Below are 23,891 nucleotides of genomic sequence, written 5' to 3'. Positions count from 1 at the left end.
CAATATAAGGGGCTTACTTCGTGAAAAAACTGATCTGGATCGGCTGTCTTTCCTACTTTGTCATTGGACTTGCTCATGTCGTACTGGGATCTATTCTTCCCGTTCTGCTACAGCATTATGACCAAAATTATAGTGCCGGCGGGCAATTAATCTTTAGTCAATTCGCTGGTTTTCTGGCTGGTGTGCTTGTCTCTCCCCTACTCAATCGCCGTTTTGGGAAACGAGGAGGCATCATTATCGCCACCGCTCTTCTCCTGACTGCTGAAATTGCGTATGCTTTTCTACCACCTTGGGAGTGGATGTATGTCATTGCTGTTGCGGCTGGCTTTGGTTTCGGTATGATCGAAGCCGTCATCGGCACCATCATTATCGGAGCTGTGACAGAAGGAACCGCGATCGCGATGAGCCGACTTGAAGTCCTTTTTGGGGTAGGGGCACTCCTAATGCCTCTTATCGCCAGTCCGCTCATTGCTACCGGAGCATGGAGATTGACATTTCTAATTGTCGCTTGCTTCTCATTACTTTCCCTCATTCTCTGGGGAAGAGGCCATTTCGGGAATCTGCAACGTATACTAGACGAGCGAGCACCTCGCAAAGTCTCAGCATCCCCTCATTCCTCGCAGTCCAGCACACAGCTTCCGTATAGAGGGAAACAATGGATTCTGCTGGGTATCTTCATTCTTTTCTTCTTTCTCTATGTAGGTACGGAGATGAGTCTGGTCAACTTTATGCCCGCCATCTTTATCGCCAAGCTAGGAATGACAGAATCTGCGGCGGCGCTGACAGTCACTTTCTTTTGGCTAGCTATGTCTACGGGAAGATTGTTTGCTGGAGTGATTGCAGAGAAAATTTCTTACCGTGTATACATTTTAAGTAGCTGTTTACTGACCTTGTTACTGTTGGCTCTTTTTCCGTTCACAGAAAATCGATTAGCTGCATTCATCATAATTATGCTACTTGGGCTATTTATGTCCGGTATTTTCTCCATAGCTTTAGTCTTCTCCAGCAAGATGCTGCCAGGAGCCGAAGAATCAACACCCAGCATAATGATCGCTGCTGGAGGTGTCGGTGGAGCTCTGCTGCCCCTATTTATGGGCTGGTCTATGGACCATTTAAAAGTAGCACAAACTGCTGGGGTACTTGCCGGCTTTGCCGCCTTCCTGTTTTTGCTGAGCATTGCCGCATGGAGATTCCAATCCAGGCAAGCAGTACAAAGAAAGAGTTCCAGTATTTAGAATGTTAGCATGGTATCAACCTAATCTTTTTAGGGTAATGTCATCTATAAGCATATTCTGAGCACAAGGATGGACGATGAATGGATAAGCTTTCAACTGAACCTTTATTACATACTGCGCTTATGCAGTTTATTTTTCCCTTTTCAATAAAAAAGGGTGATTCTAAGAAGCTCATCCAACAATTGCAGGATGATGGCTTCACACGTTTTTTTCTGGATAATAAAGAGCTAGAAAATGCCTATTACGGAGAAGGCTACTGTGTTTCCCATGAACGGCTGGAGCGTACCTATTTACCGTTTGCTGCACATATTCTTTTTCCACGCAAGAAGGATGTGGACTCTTTCCGCCGCTTTTCCAGAGTCAATGATCTGGACTGTATCCTAGAGATTCCTCAGCAGTCTATATTTTTTAAAATTCTCTCGACGGATATATTCATATGTCCTTTTCAGCTTGGATTTGTGACCATGCGTGTCCAGCTTGAGGGGGATTCGATTCCCTTTAGTATTGCACTGGAATTCGCGGACCGCTTCCGGACGCTTGAGAATACCTTCGTACAGGATGATTATACCTATATCCATTGCGGGGAACAGACCTATGAGATGGTAGAGGATTTTGTCTTTCGAAATCTGGTAGATGGCTTGGAGCCTTTTCTGGATCACTCGGATATCAATGGGGCTTATTTCGAGACCCTTCCCTTTTTCGTAGATGAAAGAATGCAGGTGCAAGCCTTTTATGGCTTTCAGAATGAAGGAGATTCTGATGAGATTAGTGTAAATATCCGCTATCGCGCCTCTCAGCTTGATGGAATTGATCTGAACGGCAAGCCCTATGCCAGTGCCAGCGACCCAGCGTATATTGCGAATTATTGTCATGAGCATTCTTATAATCGATGGGGCCCAGACACGTATTATATGATGAATGAGCAGACCTTTTGCTGCCTTACCCGAGCTGAACCAAAGATCGCCATTAGCCTGGCCGACCAGATGTACGGGCAATACTATTACGGATTTCTACTCAATATTTTCCACAAAATCGTTCTGCTAAAGCTGGCAAATATGCATTCCCGACTACGCATAAACCACGATTATGATGAGATCGATAATTTAATCTACTCGATTAATAAATTCTCGGCAAAGTTTTATTTCTTAGAGCTAATCTCACAGTCGCAAGGACGGGAGATTTTTCTTCAGCTGCGTAAAGTATACGGGAACGACGCTCTATTCGAGGAAGTAAAAGAAACCTTGACTGACCTGTTTCAGTATCAAGATAAATTCCAGTCGAAGCGCCGGGATAATCTGCTGATGATCCTCACTGTATTTACGGTGGTAAGTGGGATTTATGGCATGAATCAAGTCATTGACGATCTGGATGGAAAGATTCAGTGGAGTAAAATGGTTAACTATTCCCCCTTTGAATTTCTTGCTCTCTTCGTGATTATGAGCGGGATCATGGTCAGTGTTGTCCTTACGCTAGGTGCTCTGGTTACTGAGCTTAAGCGGCGTCATCGTAAGAAACATAAGGATCTGGATGAATGAAATCAGACAGATAAATTTGAAAAATCTAGGAACGTGCTACTAGACATTCCGAGAACAGCCGTCTATAATACAGCGTATGCGAGAAATATAAGACATAAAGTATAGATGAAAGCTTGTACTTACTTATATTTCACGTGGAAATACCCGTTAACTTCATAGAACCAGGGGTGCTGGAATTGGCCGGCTGAGATTGTATCCCACAAGATACTGACCCTTATACCTGATCTGGATAATGCCAGCGTAGGAATTGCCAATTGGTTTTGGTCCCTGTGACCTTTACTAACCTTGCGCCAAGCCAGCGTCCCGATCACTCGGGGCGCTTTTTTTGTGTAGATCACAAAAGATGTAGAAGAAATGTACATACTACACTTTATGGTTCATGTTGGATGACGGGATCTGGCAACCTTAAAGGAGAGAAGAAGACATGCATGTCAAAAAAGCACTCATGCTTAGCCTCATCTGTATGCTCATTCTTGCGATTGCCGGATGCGGCAGCAACAACGGGAATACAACCGGAAACAAAGGGACTGCTGCGGAATCGAATGCAGCGACCGGATCAAATGCTCCAAAAGAGCTTACCAAAGTTAAGGTTGCACTGGACTGGACACCGAATACGAATCATACCGGTCTTTACGTAGCCAAGGATCTTGGTTATTACGCGGAAGAAGGTCTGGATGTAGAAATCGTTCAACCTGGCGCAGCAGGCTCCGATACCATGGTTACTTCTGGGGAAGCTGCTTTTGGGATCAGCGCTCAGGAAGGATTGACTCTAGCTCGTCTACAAGGCGTTCCCCTTGTCTCGATTGCAGCCATTATTCAACATAATACGTCGGGATTCGCCGCTCCAGTGGATCGCAATATTAAATCGCCAAAAGATTTTGAGGGTAAAACTTACGGAGGCTGGGGCTCTCCCGCCGAGGAAGCAGCCATGAAGGCGATCATGGACCCTGTTGGTGGCGATGTGAAAAAGGTGAAGCTAATCAGTATTGGTGAAGCTGACTATTTTACCGCAGTCAAACGTGACATTGATTTCGCTTGGATCTTCTACGCTTGGACCGGTATTGAAGCCGAACTGCGTGGAGAGCCTCTGGATATGCTGTACTTGAAGGATTATGCGCCTCAGCTCGATTATTACACCCCTGTGCTGACCACGAGCGAGAAGCAGATTTCTGAGAATCCAGATTTGGTGAAGGCTTTCCTGAAAGCCACATCGAAGGGTTATCAATATGCGATTGATCATCCAGAAGAGGCTGCCGCTACATTATCCAAAGCTGTGCCTGACCTTGATGCCGAGCTTGTCCTAGCCAGCCAAAAATGGCTTAGCCCGAAATATAAAGACGACGCCCCCCGCTGGGGAGAGCAAAAAACCGAGGTCTGGCAGAATTACGGCGACTGGATGTATGATTTGAAGCTGCTGGACAAACCGCTGGATGCAGCTAGTGCATTCACGAATGATTTTTTACCGGCGGAGTAGACCGGACTTCCCAAGTTCGTTACTTCGTTATCAAAGTTGGCTTTTTGAACTTACCTATACAAATTGAGAGGATTGATTATTGTGGCTAACACATTGCTCAGCATTCAAGTAATTCCTAAGACTCCAAACAATGAGGATTCCATCCCATACGTCGATAAAGCAATTGAAGTTATTCAAAAATCCGGCGTTAAACATCAGGTGAACCCGCTGGAAACCACGATGGAAGGTGAACTTAGCGAGCTGCTTGAGGTTGTTCGTCAAATGCAGGAGGCGCTGATCGAAGCTGGTAGTCCAAGCGTGATCTCACAGATCAAAATTGCTCATAACCCTAACGGAATCAGCATGGATAAATTGACGGAGAAATATCGGCCGTGAGATCGACCTGGAAGCTAATATGGCCGCCCCTTGTGGCGGTCGTCTTCTTTTTAACCGTATGGCAGTTATCTGTTTCTCTATTCCATATCGAATCCTGGATTCTGCCAAGTCCTGCTGATATTGCCCGCGAATCCACCAGTAATGCTTCTGGTCTTTGGGCTCATACGATGGCTACGCTTCGACTCACATTAATCGGTTTTCCTATTGGTACAGGTGTAGGCTTGATCGTCGCTCTACTTTTGCATCTTTTGCCTTGGGCTAGACGCGCTTTTTATCCACTGATTATTCTGAGTCAAAATGTTCCCTCTATCGCACTCGGACCACTGCTTATCATCTGGTTTGGCTTTGGTCTTTTGCCCAAAATCGTACTGATTACACTGGTATGCTTCTTCCCGGTAGCTGTCGCTGCAATGGGCGGCTTGTCTCAAAGTGATCAGGTCATGATGAATTATATGAAAATGGCGGGCGCAAGCAAGTGGCAAATCTTCACCAAGCTGGAGCTTCCGTCTTCTATACCGGCACTATTTTCCGGTGTGAAAATATCCGCCACTTATGCGGTTATGGGAGCCGTGGTCGCTGAATGGATTGGCGCAGATAAAGGGATTGGCTATTATATGCTCCTCCAGAAATCCGCTTATCGTACGGATCGGATGTTTGTCGCTATTGTTATTATTGTGCTCCTTAGTCTTGTACTTTTTGCTATTATCGCGTTGCTCGAAAAATGGTTAGTTCGCTGGAAACCACGCCGTAATTCATAGAAAGGAAGATGCCTGTATGTCTCAAGCGACGCAAATAGGGCAAAGAACAACTGAAATCATAAGCTCTCCTGAAGCTCATACTGCACCACCTGCTCTTGAAGTAAGCGGCATCTCCAAGTCTTTCACCCATCGCCGCCGCGAGGCGAACGTGCTGAACAACGTCTCTCTTAAGGTAGAGCAGCAAGAGTTCGTTTCGATCGTCGGTCCTTCCGGCTGCGGAAAAAGCACCTTATTCCATATGATCGGCGGACTAGTGAAGCCTGATGCAGGAACGATCCTCATGAACGGCAAGGTCGTTACAGGTCAACGTGGTGAAATCAGTTATATGCCGCAGCAGCCCGCGCTTTTCCCTTGGCGTACGATTGAGGATAATGTGCTGCTCGCCGGGGAAATCAAAGGTGCTCTGCAGGATGGAGCTCGTGAAGAAGCGCGCCAGTGGCTCGACAAGGTTGGCTTGAGCGGGTTTGAACAGGCTTACCCGCATATGCTGTCTGGGGGGATGCAGCAGCGTGCGGCTTTTCTCAGAGCATTGCTAGCTCCGCAGGAGTTGATGCTGCTCGATGAGCCTTTCAGCGCATTGGATGCCCTAACTCGCAGTGAAATGCAGCGCTGGCTGCTCGAACTGTGGGAGGAGAATCGCCGCTCTGTGCTGTTCATCACCCACAACATCGAAGAAGCGTTGCTGCTCTCGAATCGTATTTATGTATTCTCGGGCCGCCCCGGCTCCATCCTACATACTGTTGACGTGCCATTTCCACGGCCACGCCGCGATGAGATTACGGATTCCCCGGAATTCCTTAAGCTCAAACGCCAGCTGTCACAGTGGATGCGCGAAGAACAGGCTAAGAGCGGGAAGTAGCTTTTTGAATAGAGGTCACTCCACTCACTTTAAACAAGAGATTAAACAAAGAACCGCCCGGGCTTCAATTAGCCCAAGCGGTTCTTTTGTTTTAATCAGAATAACAGTTAAATCTTATTGTGCTTGTACAAACTCAGCAGATTTAATCCCTGCTTGACGGCCGAAAATAATGATTTCTGCTACAGAGTTACCGCCGATCCGGTTTTGACCGTGCAATCCACCTGTAACTTCACCAGCCGCATACAGGCCAGGAATAGCAGCGCCGTCTTTATTTAATACCTCTGTATTCGTATTGATCTTCACGCCGCCCATGGTGTAATGAATCCCTGGGGCGATCTTAATAGCGTAGTAAGGACCAACGGACAAATCGTTGTCCATCCCGGTTGTTCTGCCGAATTCAGCATCGTTCTTGTTCTTTACTGCGCTGTTCCAAGTATCAAGTGTCGCTTTTAGCTTATCGGCTGGAACACCGATTTCTTTCGCCAATGCTTCGATGGTATCCGCTTGGATTACGAAGCCCATTTTGTCATATTGTTCAATTGCTTTCACGCGTGATTTGACGCCGGAATCAAAGACAAGCGTTGCCGCTTTTTCAGGAAGTACATTGATCGCTTCGGTAACTTTATCACGTGTAGTCAATTCGTTTACGAACCGTGTACCTTCGCTATTTACGAGGATAGAACCTTCGCCGCGTACAGCTTCCCCGATCAGATAAGATTTTTCTTGTTGAACTGTTGGATGAACCTGGATTTGATCCATATCAACGGTAGTTCCGCCAAGTGCCTCAATCATCTTGATGCCGTCGCCGGTACTGCCGATTTGGTTAGTCGTAACGTATCCTTCCAGATCAGGTCTAACTTTTGATATCATATCCATGTTGGATCCAAAACCACCTGTTGTTACAACAACTGCCTTCGCTGTAATGGTTTTTTCATCAGCTTGGTTAAAGAGTACTTTGACGCCGTTAGCCTTACCGTCTTTTTGAGTAATTTCTTTAACATCCGCGTTCACAAACAGTGGAATTTCTTTTTCTTGTACGTTTCTAACCAATCCTTTGACAAGGTATTGGCCTACCGCAGAGCCGTCTTCTGGACGGTGGGTGCGTTTTTCGCTCATGCCGCCTGTGATTGTAATATTGTTCAGCTTGATTCCGATCGAATCCAACCAATCGATCGCACTTGCGGAATTGTCAACGAAGAAACGAAGCATCTCTTTATCATTCGTGTCATGACCGCCTTTTAGCGTCTCTTCATAAAACTTATCATTGCTATCTTCAATGCTTTGCTCTTTTTGAAATTTCGTTTGGGAAGCGTTCATCCCTGAGGAGGATTTACTTGTATTCCCACCTGCAACCGGCATTTTTTCTAAAATAACCGGATTCAAGCCCTTAGCCTTAGCTTCCAGTGCAGCAGACATTCCCGCACCACCAGCACCGACAATAACGATATCATAATTATCTTTTAATTGATCCAGTGGTGTGTAACTAGCTTCTGATGCACCTGATACGGCTTCAGCTTTATCATTTTTGGCCGTCTCATTTACCTTACTTTTGTTCTCATTGCCATTACTATTACCTGCGCTGTTGCTATTACTGTTACCGCAGCCTGCGATTACGAGCATGACAGAGAGAATGAGAATGAGAGCAGTACTTGTTGTCTTCTTCATCTTTATAACGCCCCTTTGTGAATGTTTTCACATTTATGATAACGCAAGGATGCTGTTTTGTGAAGGTTTTTTAGTAATTAGTTATACTTACTGTTACATTTTCATGAATATTTTCATTTAAATTTTCATAAAAATTCTTGCTTTCAATATTTCCGCAACTTACTACTCAAAAAAAGCCACCCTTTTCAGGGCGGCCATCTGCCTTATTTTCTAGTCACTTATGGTATATAAGCAATAACTTCAATTTCTACGAGCCCATCCTTAGGCAGACGTGCTACTTCAACTGCGCTGCGAGCAGGATATGGCTGAGCAAAAAACCTTCCATAAATCTCATTTACCTTAAGAAAATCATTCATATCCTTTAGGAAAACGGTCGTCTTTATTACCTGGTCCATGCTTGTACCCGCCGCTCCCAGTATGGCTTTGACATTCAGCAACGACTGTTCCGTCTGTTCCTCAACCGTAGCAGGAAAAGTCCCACTAACCGGGTCTAGTCCGAGTTGTCCTGAAGTATATAGGACGTTCCCAAGCTTTACAGCTTGAGAATAAGGTCCAATTGCACCTGGTGCATCCGTTGTTATTACAGTTTCTTTATGCATATTTTTCATTTTAAAAGACTCCTTTATCCAACTTATTCATTAGTTTTACCGTCATATTCCTTTAGCATTTCTGCCTGTTGCTCTGGCGTTAACTTCGCGATACCAAATCCCGTGAAGCCCCATATCGTCGCAAAGATTATTCCTGTCCAACAGAGAACAGCCCAAGGTAAATAGTCTAACGTTGCAACACCCAGCGTTCCCGCCATATAAGCACCTGCAGCTGTCCAAGGCAGAATAGGCTCGGTAATCGCCGCTGAATCCTCGATCGTACGTCCCAAATTCTTCGGATGCAAGCCCCGACGGATATATGCTTCACGCAGCATTTCACCTGGCATTAAGATGGATACCTGACCATTACTTGTAACCCCGATCATCGTAAGACCTGTAACAATGGTTGCTACGATCATTGAACCTGTGGAATGGACGAACTTCAAAAGCTTATTAACAATCAATTCCAAGGATTTCGTCAGAGATATGGTTCCAGCAAACGTGATTGCACAGAAGCAAATGAGAAGTGTACCCATCATGGAGTTCATCCCGCCACGATTTAGGAGACGGGGTACATCTTCAATAATGTTAGCAGAATCAAATCCAGCTACGTGAACCATAGAAATATTAAATCCATTAACAACAGAAGATACGACATCATTCAACGTAAATCCCTGAAATACAAGTGCGTTGGCCATAGCGAACATGGAAGAGATCAGCATGACTGGTATGGTCGGCTTCTTCGTAATAGAACCATACAAGATGATTAGTACAGGTACTAATAGCAGCAGATTAAAGTCGTAAATGGTATCTAATGTTCCCATGATCGTTCCAACCTTTTCTGGAACAATAGCACCGGCAGCATCTGTGTTTAGGCCTGTGATAATAAAGACAACGCTTGCAACGATAAATGAAGGAAGTGTGGTATATAGTAAATGTCCAATATGCTCATAAAGATTGACACCTGTTGCTAACGCAGCAATATTCGTTGTGTCTGAAAGCGGTGACAATTTATCACCAAAATAAGCACCTGCAACAACAGCACCAGCTACTGCTGCTAGGTTCGCATCCATACCCGCGCCAACACCCATAAAGGCGACCCCGATCGTTCCCGCTGACCCCCAAGACGTGCCCGTACAAAGTGAAACGGCAGCTGTCGCAATAAATGCGGTGATAAGCAGAAATTGTGGATTAATGATATTCAATCCATAGTAAATCATCATTGGGATCGTTCCACCAACCATCCATGCCCCAATCATGAAACCCACCATGATCAGAATAAGAATGGCAGGCATCGTTTTCGCGATCTTGCCAGCGATAGATTCTAGTATGTCGTTATAGCTATAACCAAGAATAATCGCGATAATACCAGCAACAACCGCAGAGGTAATGATAAGTGGTTCAGGTGGTAATTCAAACAACACATACCCTAAACTAAGTAACACAATCATTGTAATAATCGGTAATAGTGCTAAGAACATCGTCGGCTGTTTCTTGACTCTTGGTGTTTCTGATTTGGACATGGTTATTCTCCCCCTTGATATGGATCTGAGAAAAGCTACTAATGAGGTCTTTCAAGGTCATTAATCAATTGTTTTTTACTATTTTTACTTTTTTAATGGATAAGCTCGATTCAGCCGTTCAAAAGCTTCCTGCAACAAGGGCCGTGGCGTCGCAATATTTAAGCGAATGAAGCCTTCACCTGATGTCCCAAAACCTGTCCCAAAGCTCACGCTAACCTTCGCATCCGACTCGATCCACTGCTTTAGCTCTGCTTCGTTGGTACTGATTGCCCTACAATCCACCCATAACAGATAGGTTCCTTCTGACTCGATCACACGAAGTTCAGGCATAGATTCAGCTATATACGCTTTCACCCAAGCGATATTGGCTGTGATATATCCTCGTAATTCTTCCAGCCATTCATCGCATTCCGTATAAGCCACTTCTAATGCAGGTACTGCAAAAAAGGTGGGGTTATGACAGCCTGCTTGCTGTAAACAACGTCTGAATTTCTCCCGCAACTGATCATTCGGAATCACGATGTTAGCAATTTCAAGGCTTGCAAGATTGAAGGTCTTCCCTGGGGAAGTACAGATAAAGGATCGCTGCTCAGCCTCGGTCGATATCTTCCCGATTATCGTATGCCCATGACCTTCATGGATAAAATCGGCATGAATATCATCCGATACAATATAAGCATCATACTTTGTACACAAGCTAACGATTCGTTCTAGTTCAGCTCGTGTCCATACCCGTCCAACCGGATTATGCGGTGAGATGAGCAGTACAATTTTAACCCCTGCTTGCATCCGCAACTCCATATCAGCAAAATCGATCTCATAACGCCCGTTCACTTCACGAAGTGGACTTTCCACTAATACGCGGTTATTTAGCTCTACTGATTTAGCAACCGGCTGATAGGCTGGCGTATGGATTAACACTTGATCACCGGGTTGAGTGAAGTTCTGAATGATCAGAGAAACCGCTTGCACAATACGAGGGCAAAACACGATCCATTCTTGCGGAACCTCCCAATCGTAAGCTTTTTTAATCCATCCCTGAACTGCCTCATAATAAGGTGGAAAAGGATCGGTATATCCATATATGCCATGCTTCGCCATCTCCGTTACTCGCTCTATCACCTGTGGAGGGGCTTGAAGATCCATATCCGCAACAGAAAGCGCTATCATTTCTCTGCCCAAAACTTGCGCCATACCATCCCATTTCGCGCAATTGGTCCCATATCGGCTAACAACCTTATCAAAGTCTATTGTCATCTAGCCCACTTCCTCTCTTGAGAGTTCTGTTTATTCTCACTTAATTTTTTGCAAATAACGATAAACGGTTGGCTCAGATATCATCAAGGTCTTAGCGACTTGAGAAACTCCACCTTTAAGTAGAAACACGCCCTGCTCGTTAAGTACTTTCACAAGTTCAATCTTCTCTTTCGAGGACAATCGCTCTGCCGGAACATTAATTTTACCGAGCACCGAATCAATCATGTGCTGGAGTAGGTCATCTACGTTTCCTTGTAAATACTCTTCCGTCTGCTTCTCTACAACCTCTTGTTGTGGTATTAACGGTACTGGTGGAAGTGTTGATCCTCCTTGCAAAATGTTTTGTATCCACTCAGCTGCAACCTCCATATGTGTGACATCAATGTTAATACACATCATACCGACCAATTCGCTGCTGCTGTTTTTAATATAATAAGTAGCGGAGCGAAATACCTGACCTTGCGAACCACGCGCTTTATAGTTAGCAATAAACGGTTGCTCACGGTAGGACTCATCTTTCAACAGCTTAAGCACGAGATCTGTTGAACTATCTCCTACTTTACGCCCACTAATGTATCCGTTCTCAATAAAAATAATTGAACGCTCTGGATTGCTTATATCATGAATAACAACCTCACATTTTGAACCTATAATTGAAGCAATAAAAGAAGCGATTGGAAAATAGGACTCTAGACAGCTGCGATCTTCTATCATGTGAGCATTTCACTCCTTTCGTTTTGCGTCTAATTTATTTTTGATAATAATTTATTATCTTGATAATATTTTATTACAACATTCTTAAAAAAGCAATCAAGAATATATTGGAATTTCATCAGTCGATATTCTCCCTTAAATACTTAGGGCATATTTCCTGTAAGCGACCAAAAAAAAAGTCCTTCACTACTTCTACAAATTGCAGAAATCGTGAAAGACTATCTATTTACTGCTATACCTCATTTCCTTATCATTGCTCGATACACGAATTTAGGAAGAACGGCTTGTCTGCGCCAGCGCGACTTTTGTCCTTTGGCTACAGGGGAAAATAACAGCCGATGCAACCACTCCAAATTGAGTTTCTTCCATATCGCAGGGGCTGGAGTCACTTTTCCCGCTATAACATCCAAGCTTCCCCCGACACCAAAAACAACCTTAACCTGAGAAAGCGCCTGTTTATGCTTATAAACCCACTTGTCAGAGTATGGAGCCCCCATCGCGACAATCAGGAAATCTGGCTGTGCGTGCTGAATCTCTGCCACAATGGCCGGTTCCTCTTCTTTAGTAATAAAACCATTATGTCTTCCGGCAATTTTCACATTCGGATATAGCTCTGTAATCTTTTCAACCGCTTTACAGCTGGTATACTCATCCGTGCCTAAGAAATAAAAGCTCCAGCCCAGCTTATTCCCTTGTGCGAGCAGTTCAAGAAGTAGTTCATACCCCGTAACTCGTTCAGTTATAGGGTCACCTTTTCTTTTCGATGCCAGCACAATGCCAATCCCATCAGGAGTAATCAGATCTGCCTCATGGAGTATGGTTCGAAGCAGCTCGTCCGATTGACTTGTTATCGTAATTTCCGGGTTTGCCGTAATCAAATGAAATAGCTTTGGTTCTCCGGCTTGAATATGTTTTGTTAGATGAAGTGTTGTCTCGTGTAGTGTTAATTTTGAAAAAGGAACGCCTAATATAGAGACTGTCCCAGCCATTTAATCACCTCTTACTGAAAAGTTCATTCCAGTATACCTTACCGTAATCCATAAGCATAGTCACCCTCATTACTCCGTTTATTCATCCGAAAATTTCCACCACTCTATTAACCAAGGTTCATCGATCCCTCTCAGGCGGAATTCCTCCAAAAGTATCTTTCGAAATAGTTTTTCCATTTTGACAAAATTATTGTCCTCCTGATACATCGGAGCAAAGGATCCATCCTCTCTTAGATAACTCCAAAAATCTCCTGCACATTCTAAAATTCTTTGTCCCACGGCCGTTTGCTGCGCTACGGGAACAAGCCATTTGTCATAGGGATACGGATAACCTTCAATAGTGATTGCACAGCGTAAAGCCTCTTTATAAAGGGAAACCGCTAAGAACATGATGGGAAAGGCGTCGCCACGAACTACAGGATTATCTAGACTTCTGGCATAGCTTCTTAGCTGTATGTATGAATTCTTACGAAATTTCATTAGCACTTCAGGTTGGAGTGGAACATAGGAATGAAAAAGTGAGTTCAGATCCAGCAGATCGTAGTAAATATAGGACACTGATGCATTCCACAGCCATTTCATATCCCCGCTCATTAAAGCTTCTTTGATATCAGATATTTTATGGAGTGTATAATGCCCTGTCTTCCCACACGGAAGCCTTAAATCCATAAAAAAACTACTATGCTCCGGAATCAGGCCTGCTTCCTCGAACCGATGATTAATACGGTTGTAAGACTCATCCTCACAAATAATGATTATATCTACATCCGACTGCCCATCTACCACCCCTAGTGCGGTCGATCCATCAAGGATAATGCTTACCCTCTGACGAACTTCTTGCAATAACGGATGATTTAGGATCTCTTGCGTAATGTATTTTCCAATCTCCTCAAGTAATTCGCTATGAAGTTGTAACTTATCAGGTGTTAGTAAAATATCCGACAACACTGATTTCATCATCTTATCCTCCAACCTCCAGTGCATCTCATTTCCCTTTAAAATATAGCGCTTACACACTATTTCAAATGTATATAGGAAAATTATTCTACACCCCGGAGTTACATCTTGCAACGATATATGTAGTACCCTTTTGCCCTTGCCCAAATATAATGAATCATCTAGTCATTTGAAGAGGGGGTTATATCATGGCGTTACCCACCATCATAACCACAGTTCCTACATCTGTACCTGTCGGAGATATTGAGGTAAATCCCATCACCAATCGGGTATACTTCGTAAATCCTAACACTACAGCCGGATCTGTTGGTGTATTAAGCACCCTGACCAATCGGATCATTGCAACCATACAAGTAGGCAGATTTCCGCTCAAGCTAGCCATCAATCCAAGAACAAACCGTGTGTACGTCACCAACTTCCGCGATGGGACGGTATCTGTAATTAGCGGACGGACAAACCGTGTAATCAAGACCCTCCAAGTAGGCAGAAACCCTGATAGTGTTAACGTTAATGTTCGTACGAACCTGATTTATGTGTCGAGTGCCTCTGGCATCGTAACTGTGATCGATGGCAGATCGAACTGTATTCGAACCACTATCCACATCGGCGGCCGTCCTTCCGCTATCGTCATCAATAAACGTACCAATCGCATTTATGTAACGAATACGATAAACAACTCCGTATCTGTCATCAACGGCAGTACACAAACCGTGATAGCAACTATAAAGGTTGGCAAGAACCCCATTACCATACCAGCATTAAATCCGATTACGAACCGTATTTATGTAGCGAATAACTTAAGCCGCTTTCTTTCCGTGATCAATGGCCGAACCAACAAGCTCCTCAAGAATGTACAGCTTGGAAGGTTACAAAGTGAGGTCATCCTTAATCCGCTTACCAATCGCGTTTACGTGTCTAGCGCTCAACAGGTTAAACAAGGGAAGCTTTTTGTGCTTAATGGAAATACCAATAAGGTGATCACAACTAGAGTGTTATCCTCCTCCTCCAGCACATTCATCAACCCGATTACAAATCACTTATTTGTCAGTAATTTCAATAAGAACAGAATGTCTGTTTATAACGCCAGCACGTTTAAAAGAATTGCGGTATTCCCCTCCGTAACAGGCGTAAATATTGTCCTGAATCCACTAACAAATAGGTTATATGTCGCGAACGATAATTCCATCACAGTCATTCAGGATGGTCCAAGATTAACCCATCATTATAAATAATCTACACTTTCTTATATTTGCAAAAAAAGGCGCATCACCTATAAGGTGAGCGCCTTTTTGAATATAGATTAATGCGTTGTAACCTGCTTGGCAGCTACTGGCTTCGCAGTCACTTTCTCTTCTGCTGTTTCCTTAGGCTGAATGCCTCTTTTAATAAAGAAGGCTAGAATAAATGCAATAATCGCTACGCCTACAGAGACTAAAAATGCATCGTTAATTCCTTCAATAGTAGCTTTCGCAATAACTTGATTTTGTATACCAAGCAATTGGTCTGCCGAAGGTTTAGTCGTTAATTTACTTACAGCATCAGCGACCATATCCTTCACATGTGAAGTGGTACTGTTAGACATAATAGTTACGAGCAGTGCCCCACCAATCGCTCCTGATACTTGCTGAATCGTACTGTTCATCGCTGTACCATGCGGCGTATATTTGGCTGGAATAGAATTTAGTCCATTAGTCATCACTGGCATCATCACCATAGAGATCCCGAACATTCTTACAGAATATAGAATCATGAGTGTAGAATATTTAGTCATTTCAGTCAAATCACTAAAGAAATACGTACTAATCACTACGATTGCTAGACCGACTAGTGCTAATACTTTACCTCCGAATTTATCGAACAATTTACCTGTGATTGGTGACATAACACCCATAATTAACGCACCAGGCAACATTAGAAGTCCTGAATCGAGTGGTGAAATCCCTCTAATATTTTGCAGGTAGATCGGCATCAGCATCATCGCCGAGAACATTGCCATATTAAGCGTAATCGAAATCGCTGAGGATAACGCAAACATCGGGTATTTGTACACTCTGAAATTCAGCATAGGCTCCTTCATCTTCAATTGGCGCATAATGAATATTACTAATCCAATCGCCCCGATAATAAGAGCGGAGTAGACCATTGGATCATCCCATCCTTTATTCCCAGCGGAACTGAAGCCATATAGAAGACCCCCGAAACCAATTGCGGATAAAAGCACAGATAGGAAATCGATCTTAATCGCCACATCTTTTTTAGGATCATGTAATTTAAAGAAGGCCAGAATGAACACCAATACAGCGATTGGGGCAATCATAAAGAATAGAACAGGCCATTCATAGTGCTGAATAATCCATCCAGATAATGTAGGTCCGATCGCTGGTGCAAAAATCATAACCAACCCGAACATCCCCATAGCTGAACCACGTTTCTCAGGCGGAAAGGTAGTGAACAATACGTTCATTAATAATGGCATCATGATTGCAGCCCCGGAAGCCTGAACCATTCTGGCGATCAATAACACAGGGAAACTAGGTGCGAACCCTCCGATAAAGGTTCCTATCGCAAATAATCCAATGGCGATTAGGAACAACCGTCTCGCGGTATACTTTTGAATCAAAAATGCTGTCGAGGGAATCATGATCCCGTTCACGAGCATATAACCTGTAGATAGCCATTGCACTGTTGAGGCACTGACATCAAAATCCTTCATAATCGATGGTAAAGCTATATTGAGTAGGGTATTACTCAGTAAAGCAACAAATGCACCAATCATAAGGATTGCCAATATCCCGTAGGACGCTTTATTTTCTTTTGCTTTCATTTTGGAATCCTCCATTCTATAATCATACTATTGGTTCAAATTTGAACTCTAGTTACAAACCAGTGTAGAATATATTACTCCCTTATTTACTGCTTGGCAAGACAAAATTCATTTAAAATTGAAATTGTAATAAGAGGAAATATAAGCTAGTCTATATTGGAACAAAGAGTCCAGCTTAAAGGGGCATCTCAGATGATTAATAAACGAAAAGAGCAAGTGATTCATAAGGCACATGAATTATTTATTGAAAAAGGGTACCACGCCACTTCCATTCAGGATATTTTGAATCATAGCCGGATCTCCAAAGGGTCTTTTTATAACTATTTTCCTTCCAAAGGGGATCTTTTCAAGGCTGTATTCACATCTATTCACATTCAGCTTGAAGAAGGGCGAAATTCAATGCTCATTGGTCAAGACCCCTCTGACATTAAGATATTTGCCGAGCAGGTTCAGCTGGTCATGAAAATCAATAAAAAAAATAGATTATTACAGCTCGTTGAAGATGCTTTAGTCTCCAATGATCCAGACTTAATTACATTTATCAAAAAAACGAAGTTCAACCTGCTCACTTGGGTATATGAACGTTTTCTTCATATTTTTCCTGCGGATAAAAAACCTTATTTACTGGATGGAGCCATTATTTTTAACGGGATTCTGCAGAATATGCTGCAAATCAACAGTGCTATGAATGAAGTCATCACCTCTAAACAAATCATTGATTATTGCACTACTCTTATCCAAAAGGTTGTTGAAGAAGTAAGTGACATGGGCATTCAACTCATCTCACCAGAACATGTGGACAAGTTATTGCCCGCAGCGGAATACAGTGATTTTTTCAATAATGATCTATCCTTTGCGACAATCAGCCTGAAGAAAATAATAGAGAGATCCTTCGCGCCAGGTGATACGAACCGCACTAATTATCTAAAGCTGTTGTACTTTATCCAAGAAGAAATCATGAATAATAAGGAACCGAGAGCGTTCTTAATCGAAAGCGCTCTGCTATCCTTAAGAACATGCCCTAATCTAAATGAAGCCAAAGAGTTCAAGCATTATCAGGATGTATTATCCAAAATGCTGTAAAGCTAACTAAAAGTGTGGTGAAGATGTGTTCAAGCTATTATTAATAGAAGATGATACAACGCTGTTTAATGAGATCAAGGAGCGACTTACCCAGTGGTCTTACGATGTGTATGGCATTCAAGATTTCAGCAATGTCACGCAGGAATTTATAGAGATCAAACCTGATTTAGTCATCATCGATATCCAATTACCTAAATTTGATGGCTTTCATTGGTGTCGAATGATTCGCTCTCACTCCAACCTTCCGATTATCTTCTTATCGTCACGCGATCATCCTACGGATATGGTGATGTCCATGCAGCTTGGAGCCGATGACTATATTCAAAAGCCCTTCCATTTCGATGTACTCATTGCCAAAGTACAAGCGATTCTTCGACGCGTCTACAATTACAACACAGAGAACATTGAACTCAAAACATGGTGCGGAGCAACCGTGGATTATGAGAGAAATCTGTTGACGAATGAAATGGGATCGATTGAGCTTACGAAAAACGAGATTTATATATTAAAACTACTTATTGAAAAAAAGAATAAAATCGTCACCCGCGAGGAATTAATCAATAGCTTGTGGGATGATAAACGTTTTATTAGTGACAACACCCTTACCGTCAACGTAAATCGGCTGCGCAAGAAGCTGGATGAGCTTGAATTAGGTAATTTCATTGAAACGAAAGTGGGACAAGGGTATATGGCCATCGAAGAGGAAACCCTATGATTAAGAAATATCTCTTGGAAAGAAGCAGCTGGATCCTCCTTGTTCTCTTTACCAACCTGTTTATACTCTTTGTCACCTATATGGACCCGTCGATTCCATTCTCTTCGGTCCTCTATCTGGTCTCCTTGTCGATGTTTTTGTTCGTAATGTTCTTAATCCTTCGCTATCCCAGGGAAACCAGATTCTATAAAAGCTTGGCGGAGCGAGAGGATGATCTGGATTTAACCAGTATCGCCTCCCCCGAAAGTCCATTTGAGAAAATGATTGAAGAGAGCATCACCAATCAAGCCAGATGGTTGAAACAGACTGCTTCACATAATCAAATGACGCTAGAGCAGGAGAAAGACGAGCTTTTGTCGTGGATTCATGAGGTGAAGACCCCTTTGACCGCGATGCACCTAATGATTGAACGTATGGAAGATGACGGAATGAAGAAAAATCTGACCTATGAATGGCTGCGAATACATCTCTTACTGGACCAGCAGCTCCATCAAAGGCGGATTCCCTTTATTGAGAATGATTTGTATATAGAACATATCGATTTAGAAACGCTTATTTTCGGGGAGATTAAGACGTTGCAATCCTGGTGTATTCAGAAGGGACTCGGCTTTGAACTGAACTTGGAAGTAGCTGAAGTGCTTAGTGATGCCAAATGGCTGGCTTTTATTATCCGACAACTACTAACCAACGCCGTGAAATATAGTGAGGCTTCAGATATTACAGTGAGTAGCTATCAGCAAGCTGAGCATATCGTTCTTGAGGTGAAGGATGGTGGGCGCGGGATAGATCCAAAGGATTTGCCTCGAATATTTGATAGAGGATTTACTTCCACCACCGTGCATCGCGACAATGCCGCCACAGGTATGGGCTTATATTTAGCCAAAAAAGCAGCACAATCCTTGTTGATCATCATCGGAGTTGAGTCGAGGCTCGGATCAGGGACGACGTTCACTTTAACCTTTCCCCTTAAAAATGAATTCGTGAAGCTCTCAAGCGTGTGACAACAATGTCACATGCTTTTTTATTTTGTTCGGGCAATCGAAGGATAAGAACGGCAAAGCCTTTTATAATAAGGCTATACAAAAAGAACGAGTATAAAAAGGGAGTGAATCAATATGGCAATTCTAGAAGCCACTAAAATTCATAAAAGCTACGGAAACAAATTAAACAAACAATCCGTGTTGAGCGGACTGGATATTTCTATTGAAGAAGGAGAATTTGTTGGCATTATGGGATCTTCCGGTTCAGGAAAAACCACCCTGCTTAACGTTCTCTCCTCTATAGATAAGATCAGCAATGGATCAATTACCATCGAAGGTAATGAAATTTCTACTATGAAAGAAAAGCAATTAGCTGAGTTTCGGAAAAATCATTTAGGATTTATTTTTCAAGAATACAATCTCTTGGATACGCTGACTGTGAAGGAGAACATCCTGTTACCTCTATCCATTACCAACACCCCTAAGAAAATTGCCAATGAGAAATTCGAAAACGTCGCGAGGGAGCTGGGGATTTTAGAATTAAAAAATAAGTACCCGAATGAAATCTCTGGGGGGCAAAAACAGCGTACCTCTGCAGCTCGGGCCTTCATTCATGAGCCGAGTATCATTTTTGCTGACGAACCTACAGGGGCCTTGGATTCTAAATCTGCTTCTGATTTGTTAAACAAGCTAAGTGAACTAAATCAAAGACGAAAAGCAACGATCGTTATGGTTACCCATGATCCAGTGGCAGCTAGCTATTGCAGTAGAGTTATTTTTATAAAGGATGGTACGATCTATACGCAATTAAATAAAGGGGAACAATCCAGACAAGTCTTCTTCAACGACATCATAAAAACACAAGGTGTATTAGGTGGTGTGCAGAATGAGCATTAATGTATTGATGCTGCGAAATCTGCGAAAAAACATCAGAAATTACTACCTGTATGTGTTTGCTCTCGTCTTTAGCGTGGCCTTATATTTCGCCTTTGTTACGTTGCAATATGATCCCTCGATGGATGCGGTAGAAGGCTCGGTCAAAGGGGGCGCAGCAATTAAGGCTGCCTCGGTCTTACTGGTCGGGATTGTATCCATTTTCCTGTTATATGCTAATACCATCTTCATCAAACGCCGGGGCAAGGAAATTGGCTTGTTCCAGTTAATTGGAATGACCAAAGGTAAAATATTCCGGATTCTTTCGGCAGAGAACTTTATCCTGTATTTCGGTTCTTTAATTCTAGGAATCGCCGTAGGTTTTTCTGTTTCAAAGTTAATTCTAATGATTCTCTTTAAAACGATTGGGGTCGATGCGATTGCTTCCCTTCGTTTCTCTAATCTGGCTTTAGTCCAAACGCTGATTGTATTTTTTATAATCTATCTCTTAATCATGCTGATGAACTATAGCTTTATTAAAAGACAAAGCATTTTGTCCTTATTCCGAGTGACCTCAACCACAGAAGGTACCGTGAAAAAGCTGTCCTTCTTCGAAATGATCATCGGGATCGCTGGTATTGGATTCATTATACTTGGCTATTCGATTTCATCTCGATTATTTAGTGGAGATTTAACATCAATGACTGAGCTATCTATAGCCATGATTACTATTCTGGCTTCGGTTATCATTGGGACTTATCTTTTCTATAAAGGCTCCGTAAGCTTTATCTTTCATCTCATTCGTAAACAGAAAAATGGGTATCTGAACATTAAAGAGGTATTGTCTCTCTCCTCCATTATGTTCCGAATGAAGTCAAACGCCGTATTACTGACCGTCATTACAACGGTGTCGGCACTAGCAATAGGTCTATTATCCTTGAGCTACATCTCATTCTACTCTACTGAGAAAAATGCAAAGCTGTACGTTCCGTCAGATTTTATTCTTACCGATATCCATGAAGCCGAACGATTTAAAGAGGTATTAACTGCGAAGAACTTAGTGTTTACAGAAAAAAAGACCGAGGTCATTCAGGTAGATGTAAATGTGAAGAAGATTCTGGGTGAAAATACAAAGGACTCTAGTATAATCTCTGATATCATGACCCTTCCTGTGATTAGTGAAAAGGCACTTGAAGGTATCGATGTATCGCCGGATGAGACCTATTTTACAAAGACAAGTAGTGCACTGGATAATATGATTGCTATGAAAGACAAAGGCCCCATTGAATTGAAGGGATTGCATGAGGTTATTCCACAAGCTTATGAAAAAATAAATATGGATGCACCTATTTTATTATCTTTCACAGGTGGCGGCTTACCCGTTGCTATTGTAGACGAAACGATCTTCGAACGCTTACAAAACGATCTAGATCCAGCCCTTCAAAGAAAGTCCTCTCTTAATATCGGAATCGATATGAAAGATCGGTCAAGCGTTGAGCAGGCGAATGATCTTTTTCAGAACATGAAATTTGAAAAAGACAACCGGCATGACTCTCAACTGGAGACGAAAAAAAATCAAAAGGAAACTATGGGACTGATCATGTTTATCGTTGCTTTTCTGGGGCTAACGTTCCTAATTACCTCCGGATGTATTCTTTATTTCAAACAAATGGATGAGAGTGAGAACGAAAAGCCTAACTATACGATCCTAAGAAAGCTTGGATTCACGCAGGGTGATTTGCTTAGAGGGATTCAGATGAAACAATTGTTCAATTTCGGGATTCCATTAGTTATAGGCCTGCTTCACAGCTACTTTGCCGTCAAGTCAGGCTGGTTCTTCTTCGGCACTGAGCTTTGGACACCGATGATTCTGGTAATGCTCTTATACACGGCTTTGTATTCGATCTTTGCAGTGCTGTCTGTTTTCTACTATAAAAAGGTGATTAAAGAGTCACTTTAAAAAAGGAGGGGTTCCACAAGCCAGCATGGCTTAGGAACCCCTTGTTGTTATCATACCACTTATCTCCTATCTTCATATTCAATTCTAGTTAACCCGTAGAAGACTATATCCTCGAATTTATCCCATTTTAAAATATGCCGTTTAAATTCCCCTTCAAATCTCATTCCAGCTTTTTTCATAACGTTAGAGGAAGCTGGATTTCTAGTCATTGCCGCTGCCCATATTTTATTTAATGACAGGTCTTCAAATCCGAAATCAATCAGCTTCTTAGCCGCTTCAGTCGCATAACCATTCCCCCAAAAAGGTTTGCCTACCCAATAGGCAAGTTCCCCTCTTTTATGCGATTTGTCTATATTTAGACTCATACAGCCTAGTAAGGCATTACTCTCTCTACTAATTAAAGCAAATGGAAACCCATCCCCTTCGGCTGCACTCCTCCTACAGGCACTAATCCAAGATTCAGCCGCTCCATCCGGATAGGGATGGGGAATAGACAGGGTTGTTCTAGCTACTTCTATATCCCCAGCAAGGTCTTGCACTTTACTTGCATCTGTAGATTGAAACGGTCTTAGCGTTAACCTTTGTGTTTCAAATATAGGTTGCATAGAAAGTACCTCTCACTATTAGATTTTCCATAGATTATATTACAATTGTTGGATATTGCAATACATAACTTAGCTATTCACAATCCCTAATACGAATCCGTCATACCCTTTACTCCCCACCGTTTGAAGGGCAGTAGCCGAAATCCTAGGCTCTTTAGCCAACAGATCATAAAATTCGCGAACGCCTACAACACGAGGATCTTTACTATTCTTGTTAATGACCTCACCTTCACGGATCACATTATCGCCTATAATCACCGTACCGGGCCGGGAAAATTGAAGCGCCCATTGTAAATAGTTAGGGTTGTTGGGTTTATCGGCATCAATGAATATAAAGTCAAAGGGTTCCACACCCTCTTGCTTCATCTGAGACAATTGCCCCAACGCATCTCCTATACGCAGTTCTATCACATCGTCCACCCCAGCAAGCGAGAAATTAGCCCCAGCCACCTGAGCATGCGACGGATCTAGCTCCAAAGTAACGATATGTCCGTCAGACGGGAGCGCCCTTGCCATCCAAATTGTGCTGTACCCACCCAAAGTGCCAATCTCCAGAATCCGGCGTGCCCCTTTCATTTGAACCAATAGGTTAAGGAATTTGCCCTGACTAGGTGAGACATCAAAGGGCGGCAGCCCTGCCAATTGATTAGCGGTCAATACTTCCTCCAGCACAGAGTCCTGCGGAATTAGCCGCTCTGTAATGTACTGATCGACTTTATCCCATGTATTCGTTTGATTCATATTTATCACTTCTCCTTTGAAATAAAATTTTCATTTCCACAATTAGGGATCGGTCGTAACTACGAGGAGTGTTTGGACTTCCGGCCGCTGTTGTCTCCAGATTTCTTCGATTAAAACCACTATTCGTGGTTGAAATCCGTAGAGCTTATGCTTACGAAGTGAGCTTTCCTACGGAAAGCTTT

22 protein-coding genes and 1 riboswitch are annotated in these 23,891 nt (G+C 42.8%); of the genes, 12 read left to right on the top strand and 10 right to left on the bottom strand.

Annotation, left to right across the window (positions count from 1 at the left end; translation table 11 throughout):
* Positions 1-20: 20 nt before the first annotated feature.
* The 6 genes from CA598_RS22065 to CA598_RS22040 all read left to right on the top strand — a co-directional run bounded on the left by CA598_RS22065 (position 21) and on the right by CA598_RS22040 (position 6,236).
* Positions 21-1,235, top strand: coding sequence for an MFS transporter (locus tag CA598_RS22065; protein WP_094877903.1), 1,215 nt, complete (start codon positions 21-23; stop codon positions 1,233-1,235).
* 80 nt (positions 1,236-1,315) lie between these two features.
* Complete coding sequence (locus tag CA598_RS22060) at positions 1,316-2,770, top strand: hypothetical protein (protein ID WP_094877902.1); 1,455 nt, start codon at positions 1,316-1,318, stop codon at positions 2,768-2,770.
* A 153-nt stretch (positions 2,771-2,923) separates the two neighbouring features.
* A riboswitch (TPP riboswitch) is annotated at positions 2,924-3,034 on the top strand.
* Positions 3,035-3,194: 160 nt separating this feature from the next.
* Complete coding sequence (locus CA598_RS22055) at positions 3,195-4,244, top strand: ABC transporter substrate-binding protein (RefSeq protein ID WP_179283731.1); 1,050 nt, start codon at positions 3,195-3,197, stop codon at positions 4,242-4,244.
* Positions 4,245-4,325: 81 nt separating this feature from the next.
* Entirely contained in the window at positions 4,326-4,619 is a 294-nt protein-coding gene (locus CA598_RS22050; RefSeq protein WP_036682688.1) for a thiamine-binding protein, read from the top strand.
* Complete coding sequence (locus CA598_RS22045) at positions 4,616-5,377, top strand: ABC transporter permease (RefSeq protein ID WP_076300092.1); 762 nt, start codon at positions 4,616-4,618, stop codon at positions 5,375-5,377. Before CA598_RS22050 ends, CA598_RS22045 begins: the two co-directional genes overlap by 4 nt.
* 16 nt (positions 5,378-5,393) lie before the next feature.
* Positions 5,394-6,236: an ABC transporter ATP-binding protein gene (locus CA598_RS22040; RefSeq protein WP_094877901.1), complete on the top strand. Its 843-nt coding sequence runs from the start codon at positions 5,394-5,396 to the stop codon at positions 6,234-6,236.
* Positions 6,237-6,350: 114 nt separating this feature from the next.
* Here the strand turns inward: CA598_RS22040 and CA598_RS22035 are convergent, their stop codons facing one another.
* From CA598_RS22035 to CA598_RS22005, 7 genes are all read right to left on the bottom strand, one after another.
* Positions 6,351-7,901 (bottom strand): flavocytochrome c, encoded by a 1,551-nt coding sequence (locus CA598_RS22035; RefSeq protein ID WP_094877900.1) that lies wholly within the window; start codon positions 7,899-7,901, stop codon positions 6,351-6,353.
* Between the two features lie 218 nt (positions 7,902-8,119).
* Entirely contained in the window at positions 8,120-8,509 is a 390-nt protein-coding gene (locus tag CA598_RS22030) for a RidA family protein (protein ID WP_373455842.1), read from the bottom strand.
* Between the two features lie 23 nt (positions 8,510-8,532).
* Positions 8,533-10,011, bottom strand: coding sequence for a Na+/H+ antiporter NhaC (nhaC, locus tag CA598_RS22025; protein ID WP_094877899.1), 1,479 nt, complete (start codon positions 10,009-10,011; stop codon positions 8,533-8,535).
* 84 nt (positions 10,012-10,095) lie between these two features.
* Positions 10,096-11,268 carry a MalY/PatB family protein gene (locus CA598_RS22020; RefSeq protein WP_094877898.1) on the bottom strand — a complete coding sequence of 391 codons (1,173 nt, stop codon included), beginning with the start codon at positions 11,266-11,268 and terminating at the stop codon, positions 10,096-10,098.
* Positions 11,269-11,304: 36 nt separating this feature from the next.
* Complete coding sequence (locus CA598_RS22015) at positions 11,305-11,982, bottom strand: helix-turn-helix transcriptional regulator (protein WP_094877897.1); 678 nt, start codon at positions 11,980-11,982, stop codon at positions 11,305-11,307.
* Positions 11,983-12,221: 239 nt separating this feature from the next.
* On the bottom strand, positions 12,222-12,971 hold the full coding sequence (locus tag CA598_RS22010; RefSeq protein WP_094877896.1) for a WecB/TagA/CpsF family glycosyltransferase: 750 nt from the start codon (positions 12,969-12,971) through the stop codon (positions 12,222-12,224).
* Between the two features lie 78 nt (positions 12,972-13,049).
* Positions 13,050-13,931: a nucleotidyltransferase domain-containing protein gene (locus CA598_RS22005; RefSeq protein WP_179283730.1), complete on the bottom strand. Its 882-nt coding sequence runs from the start codon at positions 13,929-13,931 to the stop codon at positions 13,050-13,052.
* 185 nt (positions 13,932-14,116) lie between these two features.
* Here CA598_RS22005 and CA598_RS22000 point away from each other — a divergent pair, with 185 nt between their 5' ends.
* Positions 14,117-15,160, top strand: coding sequence for a YncE family protein (locus CA598_RS22000; RefSeq protein ID WP_094877894.1), 1,044 nt, complete (start codon positions 14,117-14,119; stop codon positions 15,158-15,160).
* Positions 15,161-15,228: 68 nt separating this feature from the next.
* On the opposite strand, the gene CA598_RS21995 is transcribed toward CA598_RS22000, so the two are convergent.
* A complete protein-coding gene (locus CA598_RS21995) occupies positions 15,229-16,752 on the bottom strand; it encodes a DHA2 family efflux MFS transporter permease subunit (RefSeq protein WP_094877893.1) in 1,524 nt (507 codons plus the stop codon).
* Positions 16,753-16,944: 192 nt separating this feature from the next.
* Here CA598_RS21995 and CA598_RS21990 point away from each other — a divergent pair, with 192 nt between their 5' ends.
* From CA598_RS21990 to CA598_RS21970, 5 genes are all read left to right on the top strand, one after another.
* Complete coding sequence (locus tag CA598_RS21990; RefSeq protein ID WP_256990593.1) at positions 16,945-17,835, top strand: TetR/AcrR family transcriptional regulator; 891 nt, start codon at positions 16,945-16,947, stop codon at positions 17,833-17,835.
* Positions 17,836-17,860: 25 nt separating this feature from the next.
* On the top strand, positions 17,861-18,550 hold the full coding sequence (locus tag CA598_RS21985) for a response regulator transcription factor (RefSeq protein WP_094877892.1): 690 nt from the start codon (positions 17,861-17,863) through the stop codon (positions 18,548-18,550).
* A complete protein-coding gene (locus CA598_RS21980) occupies positions 18,547-19,551 on the top strand; it encodes a sensor histidine kinase (protein ID WP_094869678.1) in 1,005 nt (334 codons plus the stop codon). The genes CA598_RS21985 and CA598_RS21980 overlap by 4 nt, the downstream gene beginning before the upstream one ends.
* 114 nt (positions 19,552-19,665) lie before the next feature.
* Positions 19,666-20,427: an ABC transporter ATP-binding protein gene (locus CA598_RS21975; RefSeq protein WP_094877891.1), complete on the top strand. Its 762-nt coding sequence runs from the start codon at positions 19,666-19,668 to the stop codon at positions 20,425-20,427.
* A complete protein-coding gene (locus CA598_RS21970; protein ID WP_094877890.1) occupies positions 20,417-22,363 on the top strand; it encodes an FtsX-like permease family protein in 1,947 nt (648 codons plus the stop codon). Before CA598_RS21975 ends, CA598_RS21970 begins: the two co-directional genes overlap by 11 nt.
* A gap of 59 nt (positions 22,364-22,422) precedes the next feature.
* On the opposite strand, the gene CA598_RS21965 is transcribed toward CA598_RS21970, so the two are convergent.
* Positions 22,423-22,968: a GNAT family N-acetyltransferase gene (locus CA598_RS21965; protein WP_094877889.1), complete on the bottom strand. Its 546-nt coding sequence runs from the start codon at positions 22,966-22,968 to the stop codon at positions 22,423-22,425.
* Between the two features lie 69 nt (positions 22,969-23,037).
* Entirely contained in the window at positions 23,038-23,709 is a 672-nt protein-coding gene (locus tag CA598_RS21960; RefSeq protein ID WP_094869674.1) for an O-methyltransferase, read from the bottom strand.
* Between the last annotated feature and the right edge of the window lie 182 nt (positions 23,710-23,891).

This window comes from Paenibacillus sp. VTT E-133291 (assembly GCF_002264395.1).
GTDB lineage: Bacteria > Bacillota > Bacilli > Paenibacillales > Paenibacillaceae > Paenibacillus_AQ > Paenibacillus_AQ nitricinens.
This window is presented reverse-complemented; position numbering and strand designations above follow the sequence as displayed.